Annotated in this window: 20 protein-coding genes; 8 read left to right on the top strand and 12 right to left on the bottom strand. The window is 63.5% G+C overall.

The window, feature by feature from the left end; translation table 11 throughout:
* The first annotated feature begins 6 nt into the window (after nucleotides 1-6).
* Nucleotides 7-594, top strand: a complete 588-nt coding sequence (locus DFR67_RS14005) for a nuclear transport factor 2 family protein (RefSeq protein ID WP_110470087.1) — start codon at nucleotides 7-9, stop codon at nucleotides 592-594.
* A gap of 73 nt (nucleotides 595-667) precedes the next feature.
* Here DFR67_RS14005 and DFR67_RS14000 read toward each other — a convergent pair whose 3' ends face one another.
* Genes DFR67_RS14000 through DFR67_RS13985 form a run of 4 tightly spaced genes read right to left on the bottom strand, consistent with a single transcriptional unit; the run spans nucleotide 668 to nucleotide 4465 of the window.
* On the bottom strand, nucleotides 668-1468 hold the full coding sequence (locus DFR67_RS14000; protein ID WP_210405154.1) for a crotonase/enoyl-CoA hydratase family protein: 801 nt from the start codon (nucleotides 1466-1468) through the stop codon (nucleotides 668-670).
* 39 nt (nucleotides 1469-1507) lie between these two features.
* Nucleotides 1508-2608 (bottom strand): CaiB/BaiF CoA transferase family protein, encoded by a 1101-nt coding sequence (locus DFR67_RS13995; protein WP_110470086.1) that lies wholly within the window; start codon nucleotides 2606-2608, stop codon nucleotides 1508-1510.
* Nucleotides 2601-2906, bottom strand: coding sequence for a hypothetical protein (locus tag DFR67_RS13990; RefSeq protein WP_084834909.1), 306 nt, complete (start codon nucleotides 2904-2906; stop codon nucleotides 2601-2603). The genes DFR67_RS13995 and DFR67_RS13990 overlap by 8 nt, the downstream gene beginning before the upstream one ends.
* A gap of 47 nt (nucleotides 2907-2953) precedes the next feature.
* On the bottom strand, nucleotides 2954-4465 hold the full coding sequence (locus DFR67_RS13985; RefSeq protein WP_110470085.1) for a class I adenylate-forming enzyme family protein: 1512 nt from the start codon (nucleotides 4463-4465) through the stop codon (nucleotides 2954-2956).
* A gap of 282 nt (nucleotides 4466-4747) precedes the next feature.
* Here DFR67_RS13985 and DFR67_RS13980 point away from each other — a divergent pair, with 282 nt between their 5' ends.
* Complete coding sequence (locus DFR67_RS13980; protein ID WP_110470140.1) at nucleotides 4748-6892, top strand: acyl-CoA dehydrogenase family protein; 2145 nt, start codon at nucleotides 4748-4750, stop codon at nucleotides 6890-6892.
* Between the two features lie 90 nt (nucleotides 6893-6982).
* On the opposite strand, the gene DFR67_RS13975 is transcribed toward DFR67_RS13980, so the two are convergent.
* The 5 genes from DFR67_RS13975 to DFR67_RS13955 all read right to left on the bottom strand — a co-directional run bounded on the left by DFR67_RS13975 (nucleotide 6983) and on the right by DFR67_RS13955 (nucleotide 11325).
* Nucleotides 6983-7753 carry an SDR family NAD(P)-dependent oxidoreductase gene (locus DFR67_RS13975; RefSeq protein ID WP_084834907.1) on the bottom strand — a complete coding sequence of 257 codons (771 nt, stop codon included), beginning with the start codon at nucleotides 7751-7753 and terminating at the stop codon, nucleotides 6983-6985.
* A 186-nt stretch (nucleotides 7754-7939) separates the two neighbouring features.
* Nucleotides 7940-9274, bottom strand: coding sequence for a TetR/AcrR family transcriptional regulator (locus DFR67_RS13970; RefSeq protein ID WP_245937932.1), 1335 nt, complete (start codon nucleotides 9272-9274; stop codon nucleotides 7940-7942).
* 70 nt (nucleotides 9275-9344) lie between these two features.
* Nucleotides 9345-9776: a MaoC/PaaZ C-terminal domain-containing protein gene (locus DFR67_RS13965; protein ID WP_110470084.1), complete on the bottom strand. Its 432-nt coding sequence runs from the start codon at nucleotides 9774-9776 to the stop codon at nucleotides 9345-9347.
* The gene (locus DFR67_RS13960; protein ID WP_084834904.1) at nucleotides 9773-10225 is read right to left on the bottom strand and encodes an FAS1-like dehydratase domain-containing protein; all 453 of its coding nucleotides are present in this window, start codon (nucleotides 10223-10225) and stop codon (nucleotides 9773-9775) included. The genes DFR67_RS13965 and DFR67_RS13960 overlap by 4 nt, the downstream gene beginning before the upstream one ends.
* On the bottom strand, nucleotides 10222-11325 hold the full coding sequence (locus DFR67_RS13955) for a phosphotransferase family protein (RefSeq protein WP_110470083.1): 1104 nt from the start codon (nucleotides 11323-11325) through the stop codon (nucleotides 10222-10224). The genes DFR67_RS13960 and DFR67_RS13955 overlap by 4 nt, the downstream gene beginning before the upstream one ends.
* An 87-nt stretch (nucleotides 11326-11412) precedes the next feature.
* On the opposite strand from DFR67_RS13955, the gene DFR67_RS13950 reads away from it, so the two are divergent.
* The 3 genes from DFR67_RS13950 (at nucleotide 11413) to DFR67_RS13940 (ending at nucleotide 15254) form a co-directional block, all read left to right on the top strand.
* A complete protein-coding gene (locus DFR67_RS13950; protein WP_110470082.1) occupies nucleotides 11413-12495 on the top strand; it encodes a TIGR03857 family LLM class F420-dependent oxidoreductase in 1083 nt (360 codons plus the stop codon).
* 121 nt (nucleotides 12496-12616) lie between these two features.
* Nucleotides 12617-14053, top strand: coding sequence for an aldehyde dehydrogenase family protein (locus tag DFR67_RS13945; protein ID WP_110470139.1), 1437 nt, complete (start codon nucleotides 12617-12619; stop codon nucleotides 14051-14053).
* A gap of 37 nt (nucleotides 14054-14090) precedes the next feature.
* Nucleotides 14091-15254 carry an NDMA-dependent alcohol dehydrogenase gene (locus DFR67_RS13940; protein WP_084834901.1) on the top strand — a complete coding sequence of 388 codons (1164 nt, stop codon included), beginning with the start codon at nucleotides 14091-14093 and terminating at the stop codon, nucleotides 15252-15254.
* Nucleotides 15255-15377: 123 nt separating this feature from the next.
* Here DFR67_RS13940 and DFR67_RS13935 read toward each other — a convergent pair whose 3' ends face one another.
* Nucleotides 15378-16580 carry a CaiB/BaiF CoA transferase family protein gene (locus DFR67_RS13935; RefSeq protein WP_084834944.1) on the bottom strand — a complete coding sequence of 401 codons (1203 nt, stop codon included), beginning with the start codon at nucleotides 16578-16580 and terminating at the stop codon, nucleotides 15378-15380.
* Nucleotides 16581-16906: 326 nt separating this feature from the next.
* On the opposite strand from DFR67_RS13935, the gene DFR67_RS13930 reads away from it, so the two are divergent.
* Together DFR67_RS13930 and DFR67_RS13925 are read left to right on the top strand one after the other, a co-directional pair.
* Nucleotides 16907-17320 (top strand): Zn-ribbon domain-containing OB-fold protein, encoded by a 414-nt coding sequence (locus tag DFR67_RS13930; RefSeq protein ID WP_084834900.1) that lies wholly within the window; start codon nucleotides 16907-16909, stop codon nucleotides 17318-17320.
* Nucleotides 17317-18501, top strand: coding sequence for a thiolase family protein (locus DFR67_RS13925; RefSeq protein ID WP_084834899.1), 1185 nt, complete (start codon nucleotides 17317-17319; stop codon nucleotides 18499-18501). The genes DFR67_RS13930 and DFR67_RS13925 overlap by 4 nt, the downstream gene beginning before the upstream one ends.
* A gap of 99 nt (nucleotides 18502-18600) precedes the next feature.
* On the opposite strand, the gene DFR67_RS13920 is transcribed toward DFR67_RS13925, so the two are convergent.
* Both DFR67_RS13920 and DFR67_RS13915 read right to left on the bottom strand, forming a co-directional pair.
* Nucleotides 18601-19650, bottom strand: a complete 1050-nt coding sequence (locus DFR67_RS13920; RefSeq protein WP_084836460.1) for an alpha/beta hydrolase — start codon at nucleotides 19648-19650, stop codon at nucleotides 18601-18603.
* Between the two features lie 22 nt (nucleotides 19651-19672).
* Complete coding sequence (locus DFR67_RS13915) at nucleotides 19673-20464, bottom strand: SDR family oxidoreductase (RefSeq protein WP_110470081.1); 792 nt, start codon at nucleotides 20462-20464, stop codon at nucleotides 19673-19675.
* A gap of 221 nt (nucleotides 20465-20685) precedes the next feature.
* On the opposite strand from DFR67_RS13915, the gene DFR67_RS13910 reads away from it, so the two are divergent.
* A complete protein-coding gene (locus tag DFR67_RS13910; RefSeq protein ID WP_084836462.1) occupies nucleotides 20686-21918 on the top strand; it encodes an amidohydrolase family protein in 1233 nt (410 codons plus the stop codon).
* Nucleotides 21919-21926 lie beyond the last annotated feature (8 nt).

The following is a 21926-nucleotide window of genomic DNA, read 5'->3' as shown; positions in this document are numbered from 1 at the left end:
ACTTCGATGGCGCATTTCGACAGAGCAGAAGTAGAGGCCGCGTTCCGGCACTACTTCATGGTGGGTCAAGTAGCCGAGGATTGGGAAGCGTGGGCGAATCTGTTCACCGACGACGCCACCTACACCGACCACTTCTACGGAACCTTCACCGGACCGAACGAGATCGTTCGCTTCATCGAAGGCACCATGGGCGGTGCGCCACATGTCTACAACCCGTTGGTCTGGTACGTCATCGACGGCCATCGGGTGGTCTACAAGCTGGTCAACCGCGCTGACAATCCCGAGCCCGGCGCTGCACCCATAGATTTCTACTCGCTCCAGATCATCGAGTACGCCGGTGACGGTAAGTGGCGGTCGGAAGAAGATGTGTGGGTGATGGGGGAGATGAAGGCTTTTGCCAAAACCTACGCCGACGCATCGGCACAGTGGCCGCAGACGATCGACGAGAAGCTCAGCCGCAACGACTGGGGCCCATGGGTCGAATGGGCCCGACCCGAACCCGGACACGTGGCCCGGCCCTCCTGGGTCGACCGCGAAGGCTTCACGCCATTTACGAGTATTCACGAGATCGACTTCGGCGTCCGTTCGCACTGACAGACGGCGACAAGGACTGCCCCGCAGCAACGTTGCTGCGGGGCAGTCCTTGTTCAGTTGGCGTGGGTGCCGGTCAGCGACCCTGCCACACAGGGGCGCGCTTCTCGGCGAACGCGAGCGGACCTTCCTTGGCATCTTCGGAATAGGCGATGCCCGGGAGAGCTGCGTTGGTCATCTCCCAGCCGAGGCTCTCATCCGGTCGCTCCCCGGACTCGCCCTGTGCCAGCGCTATGCGCTTCGTGGCGGCGACCGCCAGCGGGGCGTTCGCCGCGATCTTCTCGGCGAGGGCAAGTGCGGTGTCGAGGACGTCGGCAGCAGGCACGACCCGATTGACCAGGTGCAGCGCGAGTGCCTGCGCTGCGGTGATCGGTTCACCGGTCAGCAGCAGCTCCATGGCCACGACCGGTGGGAGTTTGGCGGCGAGGCGGAACGCTCCGCCGGCTCCGGCGATCAGGCCTCGCGTCACCTCCGGCAATCCGAACACCGCGGTGTCGGCTGCGACGACGAGGTCGCTGGCCAGTACCAGCTCGGTGCCACCACCGAGCGCCGGTCCGTTGACGGCCGCGATTGTGGGTTTGCTGATCGCCTGCCCGACGTAACCGGCCAAGCCCCATTTCTCGCGTCCGGGCGGGATCACGGCCTCGCCGCGCATGAGGGCCTTGAGGTCGGCGCCCGCGCAGAACGCCTTGTCGCCGGCACCGGTGAGAACCACTGCCCGGACGTCGGGGTCCTTGTCCGCTTCGGCAAGCGCATCGCCGACAACGATGCACATCTCGGCGTTGACGGCGTTACGCGCTTGCGGACGATTGAGGGTGATGAGCATGACGTGTCCGCGGCGCTCGATGAGAGCGGGGGCTTCGAGTGTTTCGGTCATGTCGATTCCTTAGAAGTTGTTGTTTGGCAATGCTGATCGTCAAGCCCAGATGTCGGAGGCCGCGACCGCGTGTCGCGGTGGTGGCGCCGGAGTCGAGGACGGAGTGCGGGAGAACGAGGGCGCCGGTGCGGGCTGGGTGACTCCGTCGATGGTCGTGAACACGTCACGGGCAATGAGCTGCGGATCGGCTTCGGCCTCGGCAAAGGTGAGCACCGGGGTGACGCAGGCATCGACTCCGGCGAAGACAGCTGCCCAATGGTGCCTGGGCGCAGAGCCGAAGCGCTCGGTGAAGAGTTTGCGCATTCGCGGGTAGTTCTCCGGATCGCGCTGAGCGCCCACCTCGGCGGGATCGACACCGAGAGTGTCGAGCAGCGTCGAAAAGAACTGGGGCTCCAAGGCTCCGACCGCAACGTACTTGCCGTCGGAGCATTCGTAGGTGTCGTAGAACGGCGCGGACCCGTCGAAGACGTTCTCACCACGATCATCAGACCACCGGCCGGATCCGCGCATGGACCACAACAGATGGCCCAGAGCCGGAGTGCCGTTCACGATCGCCGCATCCACGACTTGTCCGCGCCCGGACGTCTGGCGCTCGACGAGCGCGGAGATCAGACCGATCACCAGGAACATCGAGCCGCCACCGAAGTCGCCGAACAGGTTCAGTGGCGGCACCGGGCGTTCACCCGGTCGCCCCACGGCGTGCAACAGTCCGGTCAGCCCGATGTAATTGAGGTCGTGACCCGCCTCCATTGCTCGGGGTCCGGTCTGGCCCCAGCCGGTCATACGACCGTAGATGAGCCGGGGATTGAGGGCGGTGACATCGTCAGGACCGAGGCCGACCCGCTCCGTCACACCCGGGCGAAATCCTTCGATCAAGATGTCGGCTTGTTGCACAAGCCGTTTCATTTCCACCAGGTCATCAGGGTTCTTGAGGTCGGCCTCCACGATCGTCCGATTGCGAAGGCCGGCGCTCGACGGCGTCCCGGGTGTCGGGAGTCCACCACGTCGCTGAACCCGCACGACATCGGCACCCAGGTCTCCCAGCACCATGGCGGCGTGGGGACCGGGACCGACGCCCGCGAGTTCGAGCACGCGGATTCCGGCGAGCGGACCGCCGGCAGGAATGCTGCGATCAGTCACTGGAGGGAAGTGGCTTGGCGCTCTTGATGTCCAGTGGCGTGCCGCCGAGTGACAGACTCCCGGCACCCGACTTGGTGACGAGGATTTCGACGGTGTCGGCGGCGTCGACGTAACGCTTACCGATCTGCGTTCCACCGTCCAACCCGGCCGCCGGGGTCAGTCCGGACGACGGCGCCTGTGCCACATCGACCATGGGCTGGCCGCCGCAATCGAGTTCTGAATCGGCTGTCGTGGCTTTGATGACGATGACCTGCGTACCGCACACCTGGCTCTGCAGACGACTTCCGGTTTTCAACACGGTGTCTCCTTTGTTCTGGTTTGTTACTTCAACAGTTCGGTCCGCTACTACGTGCGGGATGCCGCCGATGGCTCGACGATGTCTGCCACGACCTTCTTGCGCAGGATCTTTCCCGTCGCGGTTGTCGGGAGATCGTCGAGAAACACGATGCGATCCGGTGTGCGCGAGCCCCGGAGGCGTTCACGAACATAGGTGCGCAGCTCTTCGGGGTCGGGGTTCGCCGCCGGCTCGACGACCACGGCGGCGACAATGGCCTCGCCCCAATGATCATCGGGCACACCGACAACGACCACCGAGCGAACCAGTGGATGATTCACCAGGACGTCTTCGATCTCGGCGGGCGCGATGTTCTCACCGCCGCGGATGATGGTGTCGTCGTTCCGACCGACGATGAACAGGAACCCCTCGTCATCGGTGTACGCGAGGTCCTTGGTGGGAAACCAGCCCTCGGCGTCGAGGACGGAACCGGCACCCATGTACTCGCCGGACACCTGCGGTCCGCGGACCCACAGTTCACCCTGCTCGCCAGATGCAGCCGGGATGCCGTCGGCGCTCCGTAGCTGGATCTCGATGCCGGGCACCGGGCGTCCGATCGATCCGAGGCGGGCCTGGACGGACGGGACGTCGCTCTCGAGGGCGGCCCGGTGATCGTCGGGCCCGAGAAGTGCGATGGTCGAACTGGTCTCGGTCAGACCGTAGGCGTTGACGAAACCGGCACCTGGGAAGGCACGCAAAGCCGCTTCGAGGGTGGGACGCGGCATCCGCGCACCGCCGTACGACAGTGATTTCAGGCTGGGGACATCCGCTTGCTCGCCGGCCAGGACGTCGACGATACGGTCCAGCATCGTCGGCACGACCATCGCCGACGTCGCACCTTCGCGGCGCACCAGTTCCACCCAGGCCCGCGCATCGAACTGCGGCAGGTAGATCATGCGGCGCCCGGCGTAGACGTTCGTCAGAATCGTTCCCATACCCGCAATGTGGTACGGCGGAACGCTGATCAGCGCGCCGTCCGACTCCGCCGCCGAACCGTATTCGACGGTGCCCATCACATAGCTGAGCAGGTGGCTGTGCCGGAGGATCACGCCCTTGGGCGCGGACGTTGTTCCGCTGGTGAACAGAACGATGGCCGGGTCATCCGGATCGACCATCGCGGCCGGCAGCGGATCGGCCGCGGCAGCACGCGCGGCGGTCGCGAACTCGTCGGTCGTCATCACACCGGGGAAGGACGACAGCTCGGACACGTATCTGGGGTCGGCAATGATCAGCGGTGATTCCGTGCGTGCGATCAACTGTTCGAGCTGTGCGGTGGCCAACCGGTAATTGACCGGAACGAAGGGCACACCCGCATGGGCGGCGGCGAACAACAGCACCGGGAGTTCCAGTCCGGAGTTGCCCAAGAAGACAACGTTCTTGGCGTCGGCCTTCGCGATGACGGTTGCGGCACCGGCGACCAGCCCGCCGAACTCGGCGTAGGTCAGCGAGGTTCCATCGACCGTGATGGCCTTCTGGTCGGGGTTGCCCGACATCGCCATGTCCAAGATCAGCGAGATGCTCATACAAGACTTCCAAATCTCTCATGTGAATGACGTGGGTCACTCCTGGCTGAAACCATAGTAGATCATCTGACACATTGTCTACGAGTTGGACGAATCGGTTTTCTGTGGCTTCACATGGGTTTGTTTGTGCAGTTCAGCACGTATCAATCTTTGCCAGACGGTGTCTGGGGCGGTTCCCAAAGCCGTCTGGGACTGAACCTTGAATATCCTTCATCTGACATCTAGGGTCAGTTGCGTATGCCGACAGACCTAGAACGAGTTCGCAATCGAAAGGTGGCCGAGATGGCGCTTGCCATATCCTCCGAACACATCGAGCTGGCCGATGCCGCCGCCGGCCATCTGCAGCGCCACGATGTCCGCGGTGCTGCGCGTGATTCCCTCGATGGATCGGCCGACCTAGCCAAATTCTGGTCGAGCACGGCAGACCTCGGCTGGCTGGGCCTGCATCTCCCGGAGGAATACGGCGGCTCGGGCTACGGCATCGCGGAGCTCACCGTCGTGCTCGAAGCGCTGGGTCACGAGCTTGCTCCCGGTCCGTTTCTGGCGACAGTCGTCGCATCGGCTGTCATCGCGCATGCGGGCGACGCCGGCCTCAAGTCGGCACTCCTCGAGGGTCTCGGCGATGGATCCGCGGTCGGCGGCGTCGGGCTGTCCGCTGGATTGACGCTGGACGCCGACGGTTTGATCAGCGGCCAGGTGCGCGCCGTCCTGTCAGCGCCAGAGGCCGACGTGCTGGTTCTCGCGCTCGGCGACGATATCGTCGTCCTCGACAAGGACACCGCAGGAGTGGAGGTCACCGCCGCGAAGGCTCTCGACACCACGCGTGGTCTCGGCACTGTCTCGTGTGCCGGCGTCGCGGCCCCGGCCCATCGAATCCTTGGCGGCGCAGCGCGTTCGAGCCGAAGCATCTTGCGGATTCTCGCGTCGGCCGAGGCCATCGGCGGTGCATTGGCATGTCTGGAGATGGCGACCGAGTACGCGAAGGTTCGCGAACAGTTCGGGCGGACCATCGGTTCATTCCAGGCGGTCAAACATCATTGCGCCAACATGCTCATCGCCACCGAGGCGACCATTGCGAGCACATGGGATGCCGCTCGCGCGAACGACATCGACGGAACCTGGTTCGCCGCGGCTGTCGCGGCCTCCTACGCGGGCCCGACACAACTCAAGAACGCACGGATGAACATCCAGCTGCACGGTGGCATCGGCTTCACCTGGGAGCACGACGCGCACCTGTACCTGCGGCGCGCGACCACGGTCGCCGCCATCCTGTCCGACGATATTGATCCGCTGTCCGACATCGTCGCCGCCTACCGGGCCGGACAGGCACAGGGTGCGTCCTTCGAGCTCCCCGAGGAAGCCGAGGCATTCAGGGCCGCCGCGCGCGCCGAAGCGGACGCCGTACGGCCCCTGTCGGAGGCGGAACGCCGTGACCACCTCGTCGACAGCGGATATCTTGTCCCGCACTGGCGTAAGCCCTGGGGACGCGAGGCCGGGGCCATGGAGCAGTTGGTCATCGAGGAAGAATTCGAGGGCATCGACCTGCCCGACCTGGGAATCACAGGCTGGGTCAATCTGACCATCGCGCAGGTGGGTTCGCATGATCAGCGCAACCGCTGGATCGAGCCTGTGCTCCGCGGGCGGGACCAATGGTGCCAATTGTTCAGCGAACCCGGCGCCGGGTCGGATGCCGCCGCCGTCCGGACCGTCGGGAAGAAGGTGGACGGGGGCTGGCGCGTGACCGGTCAAAAAGTCTGGACCAGTGTGGCACTCGAATGTCAGTGGGGTCTGGCAACCGTGCGGACCGATCCTGATGCATCGAAGCATGCGGGAGTGTCGATGATGGCGATCGACCTCTCGTCCGAGGGTGTCCAGATCCGCCCATTGCGTGAGATCACCGGTGATGCGCTGTTCAACGAGGTGTTTTTCGACGATGTGTTCGTGCCCGACTCCGATGTGGTCGGGGGAGTGGGCGAGGGCTGGAAGGTCGCCCGCGCGACCCTGGGCAACGAACGCGTATCCATCGGTGGCGGTAGCGGTTCCATCGCATTCGGTACCGCAGAGTTGGTGAAGTTGCTCGATGAGACCGGCTCATCTGACGGCGAGCACCGCGTCGGCGAGATGATTGCCGAGGCTCACACACTCCGTCTGCTCAATCTCCGGCAGGCTGCTCGCGCGGTGATCGGCGCCGGTCCTGGACCGGAGGCCAACGTGACGAAATTGGTCAAAGCGGAGCATTCGCAGCGTATTACCGAGCTCGGTATCGATCTGGCCGGTACCGCGGCGGTCACGGGGGATACCCCGGAGCTGACCTACGCGTACCTTTTCGCGCGTTGTCTGACCATCGCCGGTGGCACGTCGGAAATCATGCGCAACACCATCGCCGAACGCCTGCTCGGTCTGCCGCGCGACCCCGTGGCGCGATAGCCGGCCGCAACACAAAGTACACCGTTCAGACATGACCACATGTGGTTGTGACTGAACGGTGTACTTTGTTCGTCGTACGTGTCGAACCTGCTACTTCGGCTGGAAGCGCAGTGCACCGTCGATACGGATGACCTCACCATTGAGGTAATCGTTCTTGGCGATGTGCTCGACCAGAGCCGCGTACTCTGACGGGCTGCCCATCCGGTTCGGATAGGGAACCGTTGATCCCCAGTGCTTTTCGGCCTCTTCGCGTTCCATCTGGAAAGCGGGGGTGAAGAAAGTGCCGGGGGCGATGGCCATCACGCGGATGCCCTGCTTCGTCAGATCGCGTGCGGCAGGCAGCGTCAGTCCTACGACACCACCCTTCGCGGCCGAGTAGGCCGTCTGGCCGATCTGGCCCTCGAACGCAGCGATACTCGCGGTGTTCACGATGACGCCACGGTTGCCGACCTCATCGGGCTCGTTTTTGGACATCGCGGCAGCGCCCAGGCGCAGCACGTTGAACGTGCCGTTGAGGAAGAGGTTGATGTACCACTGGAACTGTTCGAACGATGCCGGCTCGCCATCGCGTCCGACAACGCGCGATGCACCCGCGGAACCACCGTGGGCGTTGACGACAATACGAAGTGGCGCAAGTTCATTGGCGACCGCCAGTGCCGCGTTGACACTGTTCTCGTCCAGCACATCGGTGCTGACGTAGCGGACGTGGTCACCGAGTTCGACCTCGAGAGCTTTGCCCTTTTCGTCATTGAGGTCGGCGATGACGACCGACGTACCGGCTGCGGCCAGGGTGCGAACCGTGGCCTCGCCGAGACCACCGGCGCCACCGGTGACGAGTGCGGATGCGCGACTTATATCCATCTGGAGTTTCCTCTCCTGCCGCGGTACCCCGATCGAGTACCGACGTGGCGAATAGAACCTCATCAAAGATGACATAATTGTCAGAAACAATCAAGAGCGCCGGTGATCGAGATTCAAACACGCAGTAGGGCAGTACTAATGACTGCCAGAAGATGAAGATCTGTGGTCAGATTCAAGAGGGGTGACTCAGGTCAGGTGGGTGAAGAAACCGCGCCTGATGCAGTCGATCAAGAGGTCGGCAGTTGCTTCGTCCGACAACGGCGGTGAAAGCTCTTGTGCGGCTTGCGGGATCCTCGCGACAAGTGACCTGAAGATGATGGCCGCGACCACGGGATCGAAAGGGTAGTCCCGCTTTCTGGTGATGAGGTCCGCAACCATGGCCGAATCCATCGCCGCCTGGCCGCAGATACCCAACTGGGTCACGACATCGTTGTCCGTGGTCTTCTCGGTCCAGGCACCGATGGAACCCGAGTATCGCGTCATGAACGCGGTGAAGCTGCTGATCCAGGCGCGGAGTTCAGTCGTGTCGGGATCAGTGAGATCGATCTTGCTCAAGCGTGCGGCATGGTCGATCGCCTGCTCGGTTCCCTCGATACTGATGGCTACGAGAAGATCCTGCTTTTCGCTGAAATACTTGTAGAACGTTCCGCGGGCGAGACCGGCCTGCTCGACGATGTCGTCGACGCTGGTGCGGTGGTAGCCCTTGAGCTGGAACTGGGTTGCTCCGGCATCGACAAGGGTGCGAACGGTATTGACCGCACGCTTGCTGAGGTTCGCGGTTCGGTCGGCGGCCGACAGGCCAGCGGTCGATGGCAGCGGGGGTACTTCGATGACCGGATCTTCTGGTGGCGTCTCCAGGGGAATGCTGTTCAGGACGGATGACGGTGTCTCCGGAAACAGCAGCAACTGCAGATAGACGGACAGCGAGTCGACGACGGCCTGGGTGTCCCGCCCGTAGGTTCGGTCGGTGGCCAGGAACAGGTTGATGCGGTGCACGATCGCGATCATCGCCATCGAAGCCACCCGCGGTTCCATGCCCTGCAACTCGGACTGCTCGAGGCGGGCGGTGACCATTCTCGTGTATCCGGACATGAATGTATCGATCTGCGGTCGGACCGAGGTGTCTGCCATCGCCACACTCGTCCACTGCACGAACATCGTCGAGTACCGGTCGAAGACCCAACTCCACTCGCCGAGCCACCAGTTCAGATTGTCGAACCCGACCTTGGTCGGGCCCAGCGGCCCGATGCGCCGCGCAACGCGGAAGAGAGCCCGCCCGCAGACATCGAGCAGCTCGAGAAAGATCTCGTCCTTGCCCGGGAAATACTGGTAGAGAGTGGCCCTGGAGATGTCGGCTTCTTTGGCGATGGCATCGACCGAGGTGTTGAAGAACCCCACCCGGCCGAACAGCTCCAACGAGACGTCGACGATCTTGGTACGCGTGTTCGCGCCCCGGCTGCCCACGTCGGGGCTGGACGGGCCGTAGCTGGCTCTGCGTGTAATCGGCGTTGTATCTGACACTGGAGGTCAGCCTAACTGCTGATCGGCGAGATTGACGAACGACAGCCCGGGTCGGGTGCCGTCGATTTCCTCACGTCGTGGCCCCTGGGACGACGAAATCGGCTGATCCCGCGATCGCGACGGCACCGGTTTGCCGTGTGCAGAGCAGTTCTACGGTGACCAGGACCTCGCCGCCGGCTCCGTCAATGATCGCAGTGACCGTCCCGGTACAGGTCAAGACATCGTCCGGCCAGACCTGCTCGCGGAACCGGACGCCGAACCGTCGCACGTTCTCGGCGCCGAGCCAGTCGGTCGCGAACGTCGCCAGCAGTGCCGACTGGTGCATGCCTTGGGAGAACACGGACGGGTTTCCAGCACTCCGCGCCATGGTGTCGTCGTAGTGCATCGGGTTGAGGTCACCCGAGGCGCAGGAATAGCGGACGAACATCTGACGGGTCAGGGGGCCGAAGTCGCGCGGGGTCGCAGTGTCGCCGACGGCGAGTGAGGCCTGTGTTCTGGTCATTGAGATGCTCCTCGTGCCGCTCGTTCGATGAAGGTGGCCTGTGCCTGGGCAACCAAGTTGCCGTCCCGATCGCGGTACTCGGTGAGCACCACTGCGAAACGCATCTGCCCGCCTCGCTTGCCCGGCTTCTCGTATCGGTCGACAAGCCGTTCTTGCGCGGTCAACACATCACCGACTTTCGGCGGTGGACCGATGAATGTGTACTCCTGTTCGCCGTGCAGGAGACGTTTGCGTTCGAATCCGACTGTGACCCGTACGCCGGCCGGGGCCCAGTGCGCGGCGTTGACCAGAAAGGTCGGAGGGATGATCGCGTCCGGACCCTGGTATGCGGGGTTGTCCGACTGCATGGCGGCCGCAAACTCACGAATCTTGCCCTGTTCGATCACCATGTCCCAGGGTTGCCCGGTGGCGCCGACAGGCGAGGCTTCTGGGTTGGAGGTGCTGGTCATCTCGTTCCTTCGGTATGCAGTTCGGACAGGTATCGCTCGACGAGTGCGACAACGGTTTTCGGATAGCTGTGTGCGACATCGACGTCGAGGCCGTCTCTGGCGAGCAGGACGGCCAGTCGATTGTTGATGAGCGACAACACAAACGCAGCCACCAGTTTGTAATAGGTGATGTCGCCGTCGATCCGGCCGCCGAACTCGAGGTAGCGATCAATGGTGCCGTCGGTGTCGAGAACTCCCGGCATCCGGGCGAACCCCAAGGCCTCGCAGAGGAACTCCTCGAACATCAACCACCAACCCAGGTCGATCTCGGGTGGGCCTGTGGTGGCGGTTTCCCAGTCGAAGAGCGCGGCGACGGACATGTCGTCGGCGAAAGACATATTGCCCACCCGGGCGTCGCCCCACACCACGCCGTCGCGGTCGGTGGCCGGGGCCTCGGTCATGATGACGTCGAATGCCCGCTCCAGCACATCGGCGCCGACCACGAGGTCCTCGCGCGCCCACTCGTACGACCTGCGAAGGTTGTCGAGATAGCGCGCCAGCCCGGTGGTTCCGGTGGCCGGGTCGGCGCGGAGAAAGTTCAGCAGTTCTCGGTCGTCGACTTGGTGTATTGCGACCAGCGATTTGATCGCGTTGTCACACAACAGCTCTCGTTCGGATGTCGACAGCTCGGTGGTCCAGCCGCGCTTGTGCCAGCTGGGGACATCGGATGGCGTCCGGCCGGTGACGCGACGCATCAGATAGAACGGGGCTCCGAGGATCGAGTCGTCGTGTTCGATCCAAACGATCTGGGGCACCGCGATGCCGGCGCTACGTCCGAGACGTTGCATGATCTCCGCCTGCCGGGGAGCGTCCGGTTCAGTGAACAACTGATGGTCGGAAGCCTGCATGCGCAGCACCAAATCGACTTCCTGCCGGGTGCCGGTGGTGTCCGTCCAATTGGCAGTGAAGAAGACTGTCTTGCCCGAGTAGCCCGCGTCGGGCGCGGAGAAGTCCGAGATCTCGAATCCGGTGCCGCCCGGAGCGACACGTTCGGGCAACCACGAGTCCAGAATCTCGCGAGCGCCGCCGCCGAGTTCACCTCGGGTCGGTGTGTAAACCATGCGAATGCCTTCCCTGGGTTGCACGCCACCGAGAACTCGGAAGCGAACGCCCTTTCCTAAAGTGACCAATACTGTCAGAATAGGGCTATGACGGACAGAAAATCCAACAATGTGGAAATTGCGCCGAACCCGATCGGTGACGCGGGGCAGCAGACGTCCCTCGCGCTCGGTGCGTACACGCTTCCGGGGCGGGTGCCCGATCCGCGACCGGCGATCGGTCAGGCGATCGAGGCCGAGCGACTGGGGCTGCGCACACTCTGGCTCAGCGAACGATGGGGCACCAAGGATTTCGGGGTCCTCGCCGGTGCGATGGGCCAGGTCACCGATTCGATCAAGATCGCCTCGGGCATCACGCATTTTCAGTCCCGGCATCCGGCGATGCTCGCATCGATGGCGATGACTGCTCAGGCGATGTCGAATGGCCGCATCGTCATCGGTATAGGTAGGTCCGTCGACGCGATGTGGAAAGCCGTCGGCCTGCCGCCGTCGACGAATGCGTCGATCGTCGATTCGGTGGAACTCTTCCGGCGACTGTGTCGCGGGGAGAAGGTCAAATATGACGGGCCCGCAGGCAAGTACCCGTCCCTGCGACTCACGGACCTTCCTGACCAGCCGGTTCCTCCGCTGGTGTTCGCGGCCATCGGGCCCAAGGGGCTCGGCATCGCCGGCCGGCACTTTGACGGGGTCCTGTTGCACCCGTTCCTGACGCCGGAGGCGGTCGGACGCTCGGTGCACATTGTTCGGGAGGCCGAGAAGGAAGCCGGCCGGCCGGCCGGCAGCGTGCGTGTTTACGCGACGGTCGTTGTCGCGACCGGCCTCGATCCCGCCGAGGAGATGGCCGTCGTCGGGGGACGTGCGGTCACGTATTACCAAATACCCAATTTCGGCGAGCAGTTGGCGAAGGTCAACGGCTGGTCGGTCGATGACCTCGACGCCTTGCGTGCCCACCCACACCTGGTCGGCGTGCGTGGGGCCGCGGATTCGGTGCGGACGCGCGAGCAACTCACCGAGGTGGCGTCTTCGCTGCCCGAGGAGTGGATCCGCTCCGCGTCAGCGGTGGGCCCGGCGAGCGACTGTTGGGCGACCTTCGAGAAGTACCGCGACGCCGGTGCCGACGAACTGGTCCTACACGGCAGCACGCCTGATCAACTCGGGCCCCTGTTCGGCTGAAACGGTGGCAGGGAGCGATCCTTGCCCTAGAGTGACATTACTGCCAGAATTGATCCGATTCGATGGGCGACCGCTGCACCTTGGCTCCGACGCTCGCGGAGAAGAAATGAAAGGTTGCACGTTGTACGAATACGAAGGCATGTACGTGTCGGGCAAGTGGAGCCCGACGTCCGGGCCCGAGATCGAGGTTCGGTCCCCGGCGTCCGGTGAAGTGCTCGGACGGGTCAGCGAGGCGACGGCATCCGACGTCGGGGTCGCCGTCGAGGCTGCCCGCGCGGCCCTCGAGCACGGTCCCTGGAGCCGCAGCACCCCCACCGAGCGCGCTACGGCGATCGGCGCGTTGGCCGACGCGATCGAATCCAGGACCAAGGTCTTCGCCGACGTCATCTCGGCTGAAGTCGGCTCGCCGCGCAAGTGGACACCGTTCGGTCAGCTGGCCACCACTCTCGGCGTCTACCGGTCCTGTGCCGCAATCGTTCCGGACTACGAGTTCGAGGCGAAACGTCCTTCCGTGATGGGTGGCGAGGTACTGGTCCGCCGAGTCCCGGTCGGTGTGGTCGGAGCGATCGTTCCCTGGAACGCCCCGTTGTTCACCGCCGCGCTGAAGATGGCGCCGGCGTTGGCCGCCGGGTGCACGATCGTCCTCAAACCGTCGCCGGATGCGCCTCTTGGTTTGTCGATGCTCAGTGAGTGCATCGAAGAGGCCGGGATCCCGCCCGGCGTGATCAACATCGTTTCCGGTGGCGTCGACACCGGCGTGGCACTCGTTTCGCATCCCGGCGTCGACAAGGTCAGCTTCACCGGATCGACCGGTGCCGGAAAGCAAATCGGCGCCGCCTGCGCGCAGGACGTCCGCCGCGTCACGCTGGAACTCGGCGGTAAGTCGGCCGCCGTCGTTCTCGACGACGTCGTCGTAGACTCCAAACTCATCAAGGGTCTGGTCACCGGCGTGATGGCCAACAACGGTCAGATCTGCGCCGCACAGACCCGTATCTTGCTGCCGCGCAGCCGCTACGACGAAATACTCGAACCTTTCGCCGCTGCCGTCACCGCGATGCGAATCGGTGATCCGGCGGAGCGCGACACCGAAGTCGGCCCGGTGATCAACGTCGCATCACGTGACCGGATCGAGACTGCAGTAGCCGCCGCGATCGAGGCCGGCGCCCGCGTGGTCGCAGGCGGAAACCGGCCGGAGGGTTTCGACAACGGGTCGTATGTCAGCCCGACAGTGCTCGCGGATGTCGACAACGACATGGCGGTCGCCCGGGACGAGTTGTTCGGTCCGGTGGCCGTTGTCATCGCCTATGACGACGATGACGATGCGGTTGCCGTGGCCAACGATTCCGAATACGGACTTGCGGGTGCGGTTTGGTCGGCCGATCCCGCCCGGGCCACGCGCGTCGCGACGCGTATGCAAACCGGTTCGGTGTCGATCAATTCTCCCGCGCCGCTTGATTTCGGAAGTCCTTTCGGTGGATTCAAGAAGTCGGGTATCGGGCGTGAAGGTGGGCCGGAAGGCATCGCGGCATATCTCGAGTCGCAATCGATCATTCTCTGACGTCTCGTCAAAAACTCAGTGTGGAAGGACAATCAATATGGAGACCAAGGCCGCGGTCCTGTGGGAGCGCAATGCTGCATGGCAGATCGAGACGATCGAACTCGATGCACCCAAGGAGCAAGAGGTGCTCGTCGAGTTGCATGCGTCGGGAATGTGCCACTCCGACGAGCACATCGTGACCGGCGACATGCCGTTCCGGTTGCCCTGCATCGGTGGACACGAAGGTGCGGGTGTCGTGAAGCAGGTTGGCTCCCATGTGTCCTGGCTCGAGCCGGGTGATCATGTGGTCTTCGGATTCATCCCGTCGTGTGGCCGGTGCCCGTCGTGCTCGAACGGACACCAGAACCTGTGCGATCTCGGTGCAAAGATATATTCCGGCAATCAGATTCAGGACGACACCGCCCGGCATCACACCAAGGGTGAAGACCTGGCACTGTCGTGCGGCGTCGGTTCCTTCGCCCACCACACGGTGGTGAACGAGGCCAGTTGCATCAAGATCGAACCGCACCATCCGCTCGACCGTGCCTGCCTGCTCGGTTGCGGATTCATCACCGGGTGGGGCTCGGCGGTCTACACCGCAGACGTGCAACCGGGGGAGAACGTCGTCGTGGCCGGTGTCGGCGGCATCGGTGCCGCCGCGGTCCAGGGCGCGAAGCTGTCCGGTGCCCGGACCATCACGGTGATCGATCCGTCCGAGTACAAGCGCGAGATCGCTTTGTCCATGGGAGCCACGCACGTCGCGGCGTCGTGGAAAGAAGCGCCGGAGGTGGTCGCCGAGGCGACCTGGCACCGGGGGGCCGACAAGTTCATCTGCGCCATGGGTGTGGGTGAAGGTCGTTTGATCGCAAAGGCTTTGGCCATGACCGCCAAACGCGGACGGCTCGTTGTCACCAACATCCATCCGATGATGGAGCGTGAGGTGTCGGTGAATCTGATGGACCTGACCCTGCAGGAAAAGCAGATCGTCGGCAGCCTCTATGGCTCGGCCAACCCGCGTGCCGACATCCCCAAGATCCTGGAACTGTGGAGCGGCGGATTTGTCGACCTCGACGCCATGGTGACCCGCAGCTACCCGCTCGAGGGTGTCAACGACGGCTACGACGACATGCGTGCCGGTAAGAACGTCCGCGGCATCCTGCGGTATCCGGCCGCCGATGCCGCCGATGCCGCTGTGTTGGAAACCGCCTCTGCCGGAGTTTGATCCGCGCACGCCGACCGTGCCCTGGCGGCGATAACGGCACGGTCGATGGCGATTAGAGCACGATCGACGGCAATGGAAAAGGGAGTGCACCTTTCGGTGCACTCCCTTTTCGTTGACTGCGAGCTACAGGATGGCGCCGCTGACCTTGTATCCGATGATCTCGTCCATCGACAGTCCCAGCTCTTCGAGCACGGCGTCGGTGTGTTCGCCGTGATCGGGTGCTCGGGTCAGTTCGTTGGGCGTCTCGTTGAACTGGATCGGTGTGTTGACCAACTTGTAGTCCACGCCGTTGGAATCGGTGAGGTCCGAGATGTATCCGTTGGCGAGGACCTGTGGGTCCGTGACGACCTCGCGAGGTGTCTGGACAACGGACCAGGAGCCGTCGATGTTGGCCAGGTCCTTCTTCCATTCTTCGAGGGTCCGCTTGCCGAAGGCGTTGTTGAGAACCTCGATGGCCTCGAGCCGGTGTTCGCCGCGCTTGGCGTGGTTCTCGAATCGGGGGTCGGTGATCATCTCCGGAATACCCAGAGCGGTGACCAGCTCCGGCCAGAAGCGATCGGACTCGAGCATCACCAGGGAGATGAACCGGCCGTCCGACGTCTTGTACATGTTGACCAAGGGGTTCGCGGCGGTCGACGGCGTGTGCTTCGGGTAGCGCTCCATGTTGAATGCGTGCGCACCTGCGATCGTGGCACCCATCGACCAGGCGCCCATTGCCAGCAGCGAGCTGTCGACGGTGAGTGCCTCGCCGGTCCGCTCGCGGTGCAGGAGTGCGGTGGAGATAGCACCGGCAATGGTCAGTCCCCCGAGGACATCGCCAAAGGCGGGCCCGGGCATGGTGAGTCGGTAATCGAGTTCGTCCGGGCTGACGTTGTCGGCAGCCCCGCCACGACTCCAGAAGGACGTCATGTCGTATCCACCACGGTTGGATTCCTCGCCGCGCTGGCCGGTCGAAGATCCGCGGACGTAGACGATCTTGTCGTTGACCGCCCGGACGTCGTCGACGTCCAGTCCGAGCTTTTTGCGAGCGTCGGGGCGGAAGTTGGTGAGGAAGACGTCAGCTGTCGCAATCAGTTTCATGAGAATCTCGTGTCCCTCTTCGGACTTGAGATCGATTGCAACACTGCGTTTTCCGCGGTTCGGAAGTTCGAACATGTGGTTGACCCCGCCAGCCGGGATCAGGCCGGACGTGACCAGACCGCGCTGAGGATCGCCGGATTCGGGGTGCTCAATCTTCAGCACGTCGGCCCCCCACTCCGCCAGGATCGCCCCCGCGACCGGCACATACGTCCAGGCCGCCACCTCGACGACACGGATTCCATTCATCACACCGACCACGGCATTGTTCCTTTCGGTCCAGACTTCGATGGAACGGATCGCGACCGAGTGTCGGCGTATCCCATCGACCAGTATCTGACTGAGTGTACACATAATTTTGTCCGTTTTGTGTCGCGCATCACTACCAAATTTTGAGACGATACTGCTGGTGCAAAGGACTATCTGGGAAGATTGTGCCCGTCCACCACTGGATCGGGCTGAAGTGATCTGACGGTATGACCATAAGTGGTAGCCTGACCTCTCGTGACCGGCGTCACGCCCGGCACCACGTACTGCCACCTGGGCAACCAGTGGTTTTCGGAAGGAATTAGACGATGTCTATTGAGACAGGCCGGATGCTCCCGGAGGTGACCTTGGAATCCCAGGCCTTCTGGACTGGTGGATTCGAGGGCGAACTCCGCATTTACCGCTGCCAGGACTGCCGCGGCTGGATCCATCCGCCGGTCGGCGCCTGCTGGCGCTGCCGGAGCCGGAATGTCGGGCCCGAAGCGGCGTCCGGACGTGCGCGCATCGCGTCCTTCACCATCAACCATCACCCATGGCTGCCTGCATTCCCGCCGCCGTACGTCATCGCAGTCGTCGAGCTGGATGACCAGCCGGATGTGCGGCTGACCACCTGCATCGTCGAGATCGACGTCGACGCAGTCGAGATCGGGATGGCGGTCGAGGTCGTCTTCGAAGAGCATGACGACGTGGCCCTGCCATTCTTCAGGCCGGTGGCGGCATGAGCTTCGTAGACGACAAGGCCGTCATCAGCGGTATCGGCCAATCACAGATCGGCAGGCGGATCGGACGCTCGGGCATCGATCTCGCACTCGAGGCCACCGAACGGGCAGTGGCCCACGCCGGCCTGTCGTTCGACGACATCGATGGCGTCGCCAGCTATCCCGGACCGGTCCTCGCCGAGGGCGGCTTCGTCGGAGCCACCACTCATGACGTTCGCGACGCATTCGGTCTCAAGACCAAGTGGCACGTCAGCGGTGTCGAGACCTCCGGCCAGATCGGCACCTTGCTCGACGCCGCGGCAGCGATCTCGTCCGGGCGGGCGACACATGTCCTGTGCTTCCGGTCCGTATGGGAGGCCACCGCGCAGGCATCCGGGCGGGCTGCTGCCCTGACCGGGAAGGCGATGCGGGCATCGGGCCACGCAGAGTTCAGAATGCCTTTCGGGGCTGCCTCTCCCGCGAACTGGATCGGCATGTACGCCCAGCGCTACATGTACGAATTCGGTCTGACGCGTGAGCATCTCGGCAAGTTGGTGATCAACGCCCGCAACAACGCAGCGTTGAATCCAAACGCGATCTACCGCAAGCCGATGACGATGGACGACTACCTCGATGCGCGGATGATCTCCACACCGATGGGGCTCTACGACTGCGATGTGCCGTGCGATGGCGCAACGGCGATCATCCTGTCTCGGCGGGAGGAGACCGGTGGGCTCGCCCATACGCCGATCACCATCGAGGCAGCCGGTTCGGCCCTCTATGAGCGGCACACGTGGGACCAGCGCACCGATTTCACCACCATGGCTTCGCACGATGCCGCCGCATCGATGTGGGACAGCACCGACCTCACGCCGGCCGACGTGGACTTCGCGACCCTCTACGACGGATTCAGCTATCTGTGCTCGCAGTGGATCGAAGCGCTTGGATTCGCCGATCACGGGAAGGTCGGGCAGTTCCTCGACGATGAGGGCTACTACGCGATCGATGGCACGTTGCCCATCAATCCTCATGGAGGACAACTCTCTGCCGGACGCCTGCACGGCTACGGATTCCTTCACGAAGCCTGCACTCAACTCTGGCGAGAGGCGGGAGACCGGCAGATCAAGAAGGATCTGTCTGTCGCAGCGGTAGGTATTGGTGGCGGTCCCGAGGCGGGCTCGATGCTCCTCCGCTTGGACGCCTGACACTTCCGGTCCACCCGAATTCCCAGTGCCCACCCGCAATTGCGGGTGGGCACTGGGAATTCAGATGAGGGTAGACCTCTACCGGTGGCCCAGGGCGGATCAGATCCCATCGATCCACGAGAGCGCATGGTCGAAGAACTCCCGATTGTTCAGGGCGAGGTTCATCGAATGCCCCGCCCTCGGTAGTACGTACGTGCTGAGGTCGGCCTTGGGGAAGAACGGTTGTTCGGACCGGTAGAGGCTCTCGGCATCGGTGCAGTCGGTGAGCGAACCACCTCCGCCCTGGGCGCAGAAGACCTTGTCGGCGCGACCGTTTGCGATGAGCACGGGGACGTCGATGTCGAAGGTCGTCGGGATGAACACCGGGATGGTCGCGAGAACGCCGATCGTCCCGGCAACCCGGCTCGCCTCGTCGGCGGCGACGACCGCCGGATCCGAGTCGCCAGGTGCATGAAAAGCTTTCGCTCGGGCGTCGGGCACGCTGAGGTAGGTGTAGTCGCCCGCGGGCACGGAGTTCTTGGTGAGGGGATCGAGAAGTGCGGGCCGCACGGTTCCTTGGATCTGCAGGATTCCGGCCGGTCCGGGAGCGTGCGAGGCGCCGCTTATCACCAGTCCGTCGACGTCGCGATAGGTGCCGACCTCCATCATGGCCGTGAGGGAACCGAACGAGTGGCCGACCAGCACGATCTTCTCCCAGCGACGGCCCAAGTGGCCGTTGCGGGCGGCTGCGATCACTTCGTGAACAGTCTGCGCGGCCGTGTACGCGGAGACCTGAGCGCCTGGTGGTTTCGAGCTCGCCCCGACGCCGATGGGATCGATCGCCAGTGTCGCGCTTCCGGATTCCAAGGCGTGCGCGACGTACGAGTACCGTCCGTCGAATCCAGGGAAGTCCCAGTACGAGCGGTCATAGGTCGCGCCCGGTATCAGAATCTGCAGAGTGGTTCCCGGATCACCGCTCGGGAGGCAGTAGCTACCGGCTATGTGGGAGGTGTCCGGGCCGCTGGGATCGAGCGTGACCGGAACCGAGACCTCAGTGCACCCGGCGGTCGGAGGTGGGGTTGCGCCGGCAACCGGTGCGCACAGTCCGACGGCCACGGCAGATGCGATCACCGGGACGATGCAATAGCGGAGTGGAAGGGTGAGTTTCATCGCTTTACCTACTTTCCTCGAGCTAGAAGTTCGTGCCACCGTCGATGTTGATGAGGGACCCGGTGAGAAAACCCGCGCGTGGTGACAGGAGGAAAGCGATCAGCTCGCCGACCTCTTCGGGTTTGCCGGGCCGGCCCAAGGCCGCGTCAAATCCCCACTCTTCGAACATGACTCGTTCGAGTGCGGTCTCCAGTGGGTAACCGCGTTGCTCGGCGAGCTGGATACGCAGTGCCGCCATTGGACCGGTCTCGACGGCGCCTGGACAGACGCAGTTCGCTCGAATGCCGTGCTTGCCGTAGGTCTTTGCGATTCCCTTCGTGAAGACCGCGACACCGGCCTTCAGCGAGGCGTAAGGGAGCCTGGCGATTTCGGGGGAGCGGATCGAGTATGCGGCAGTGGTGACGACGGTGCCGCGAGACTGCGTCAAGTAGGGAAGGGCCGCCTCGACCGATCGGGTGGTGGCCAGGAGGACGTCACGGAATGCAGACGTCCAGACGTCGTCCGTCGATTCGACCGGGACCATACCTTCGGTTCCCATGGTCACGGACAGTCCGTCGATACCACCCAGAAGGTCGACAGCGGCGTCGATGGCGGCTTGAGCGCCGCCGGCGACGCTCGCGTCGTGGGCGATTCCGAACGCCTTCGTGGCACCGGCCTCTTCGGCGGTGCGAGCGGCGGATCGGGCTCGCGAATCATCCCGGCCGACGAGGACCAGCGAGGCGCCGTCCTCTGCGAGGACCTTCGCGGTCGCGAGCCCCATCCCCGCGGTACCGCCGATGAGGACAAACCGTTTGTCACGTACCTGCAAGTCCACTGGCAACCAACCTTCTCTAGTGACATTGATGTCAGACAGAAACGGTACCTGGTTGGCTCGAGGGCCAGTGAGTTTTCTGTATATCGAAGAAAGATGCTGGTAGGGCTTGACAGTTGTGATCGCTGTCACTAGCGTGACGTAGTGTCAGATACACGGGAACGGCGCCGTAGTCACAGGTGCCCCGTTTCTTCTTCAGCCCGTCATACGTAGCAGGAGGCGTTGTGCCGCTCCAGGATTACATGCATTTGATTTCAGTCGACGATCACTTGATCGAGCCACCGGATGTCTGGTCGACGCGGTTACCGCAGAAGTTCCTCGATCAGGGTCCCCGGATCGTCGAGATGGACATGAGCGAGCAACACGGCGATGAGGGCCTCTCGGCTCTGCTTCTCGACGCCGCGCGCGGCGAGGGTGGCCGTGCCGCTCAGAAGAAGATCGCTGAGGTGTGGACCTACGAAGGACGCATCTACCCGAACATCGGTTTGAATGCGGTTGCCGGAAAGAAGCCGCAGGAGTACGGCATGGATCCGACGCGTTACTCGGACATGCTGCCCGGCTGCTACGACCCCAAGGCCCGTGTCGCCGACATGGACATCGACGGCGTGCAGGCTGCCCTGTGCTTCCCGTCGTTCCCGCGCTTCGCCGGCACGGTGTTCCTCGAGGGCAAGGACAAAGAGCTCGCCCTGCTGTCGGTGAAGGCCTGGAACGACTTCCACCTCGATGAGTGGGCGGCAGCGGCACCGGATCGCATCATCCCACTGATCATTCTGCCGTTGTGGGATCCACAAGAGGCCGCGGCCGAGATCTACCGCTGCGCAGCCAAGGGTGCGAAGGCCATCACGTTCCCGGAAAATACGGTTTCGCTTGGCCTTCCGTCGTTCTACACCGATCACTGGGATCCGGTATTCCGCGCCGCCGAGGAGACCAAACTGCCGTTGTGCATGCACTTCGGGTCGTCGGGCCGTGCGCCCATCACCTCCCCGGAAGCACCGATGGCGGTGATGATCGCGCTGTTTGGTACCAACTCGATGTACGCGACCGCCGATCTGCTGTTCTCGCCGGTGTTCTACAAGTTCCCGAACCTGAAGGTTGCACTGTCCGAGGGTGGAATTGGCTGGATGCCTTACCTGCTCGAGCGGATCGACCTCACGTGGGAGAAGCACCGCTGGTACCAGAACGTCAACAAAGAGGTCCGCCCTTCGGATCTGTTCCGTTCGAATATCTACGGCTGCTTCATCGATGACCACGAAGGCGTGGCCCGTCGCCACAAGGTCGGCATCGACAACATCACCTGGGAATGCGACTACCCGCATTCGGATTCCAACTGGCCCAACAGTCGCCGGTACACCGAGAAGCTCCTCGCCGAGGTTCCCGACGACGAAGCCCACAAGATCGTCGAACTCAACGCGCGCAAGTTGTACAACTTCCCGCGCGTCGAGGCCGCGGCACTGTAGGGACGTCT

Source organism: Williamsia limnetica (assembly GCF_003217475.1).
Lineage (GTDB): Bacteria > Actinomycetota > Actinomycetes > Mycobacteriales > Mycobacteriaceae > Williamsia > Williamsia limnetica.
The sequence above is the reverse complement of the archived record's forward strand: the minus strand, read 5'-3'. Positions and strand labels throughout refer to the sequence as shown.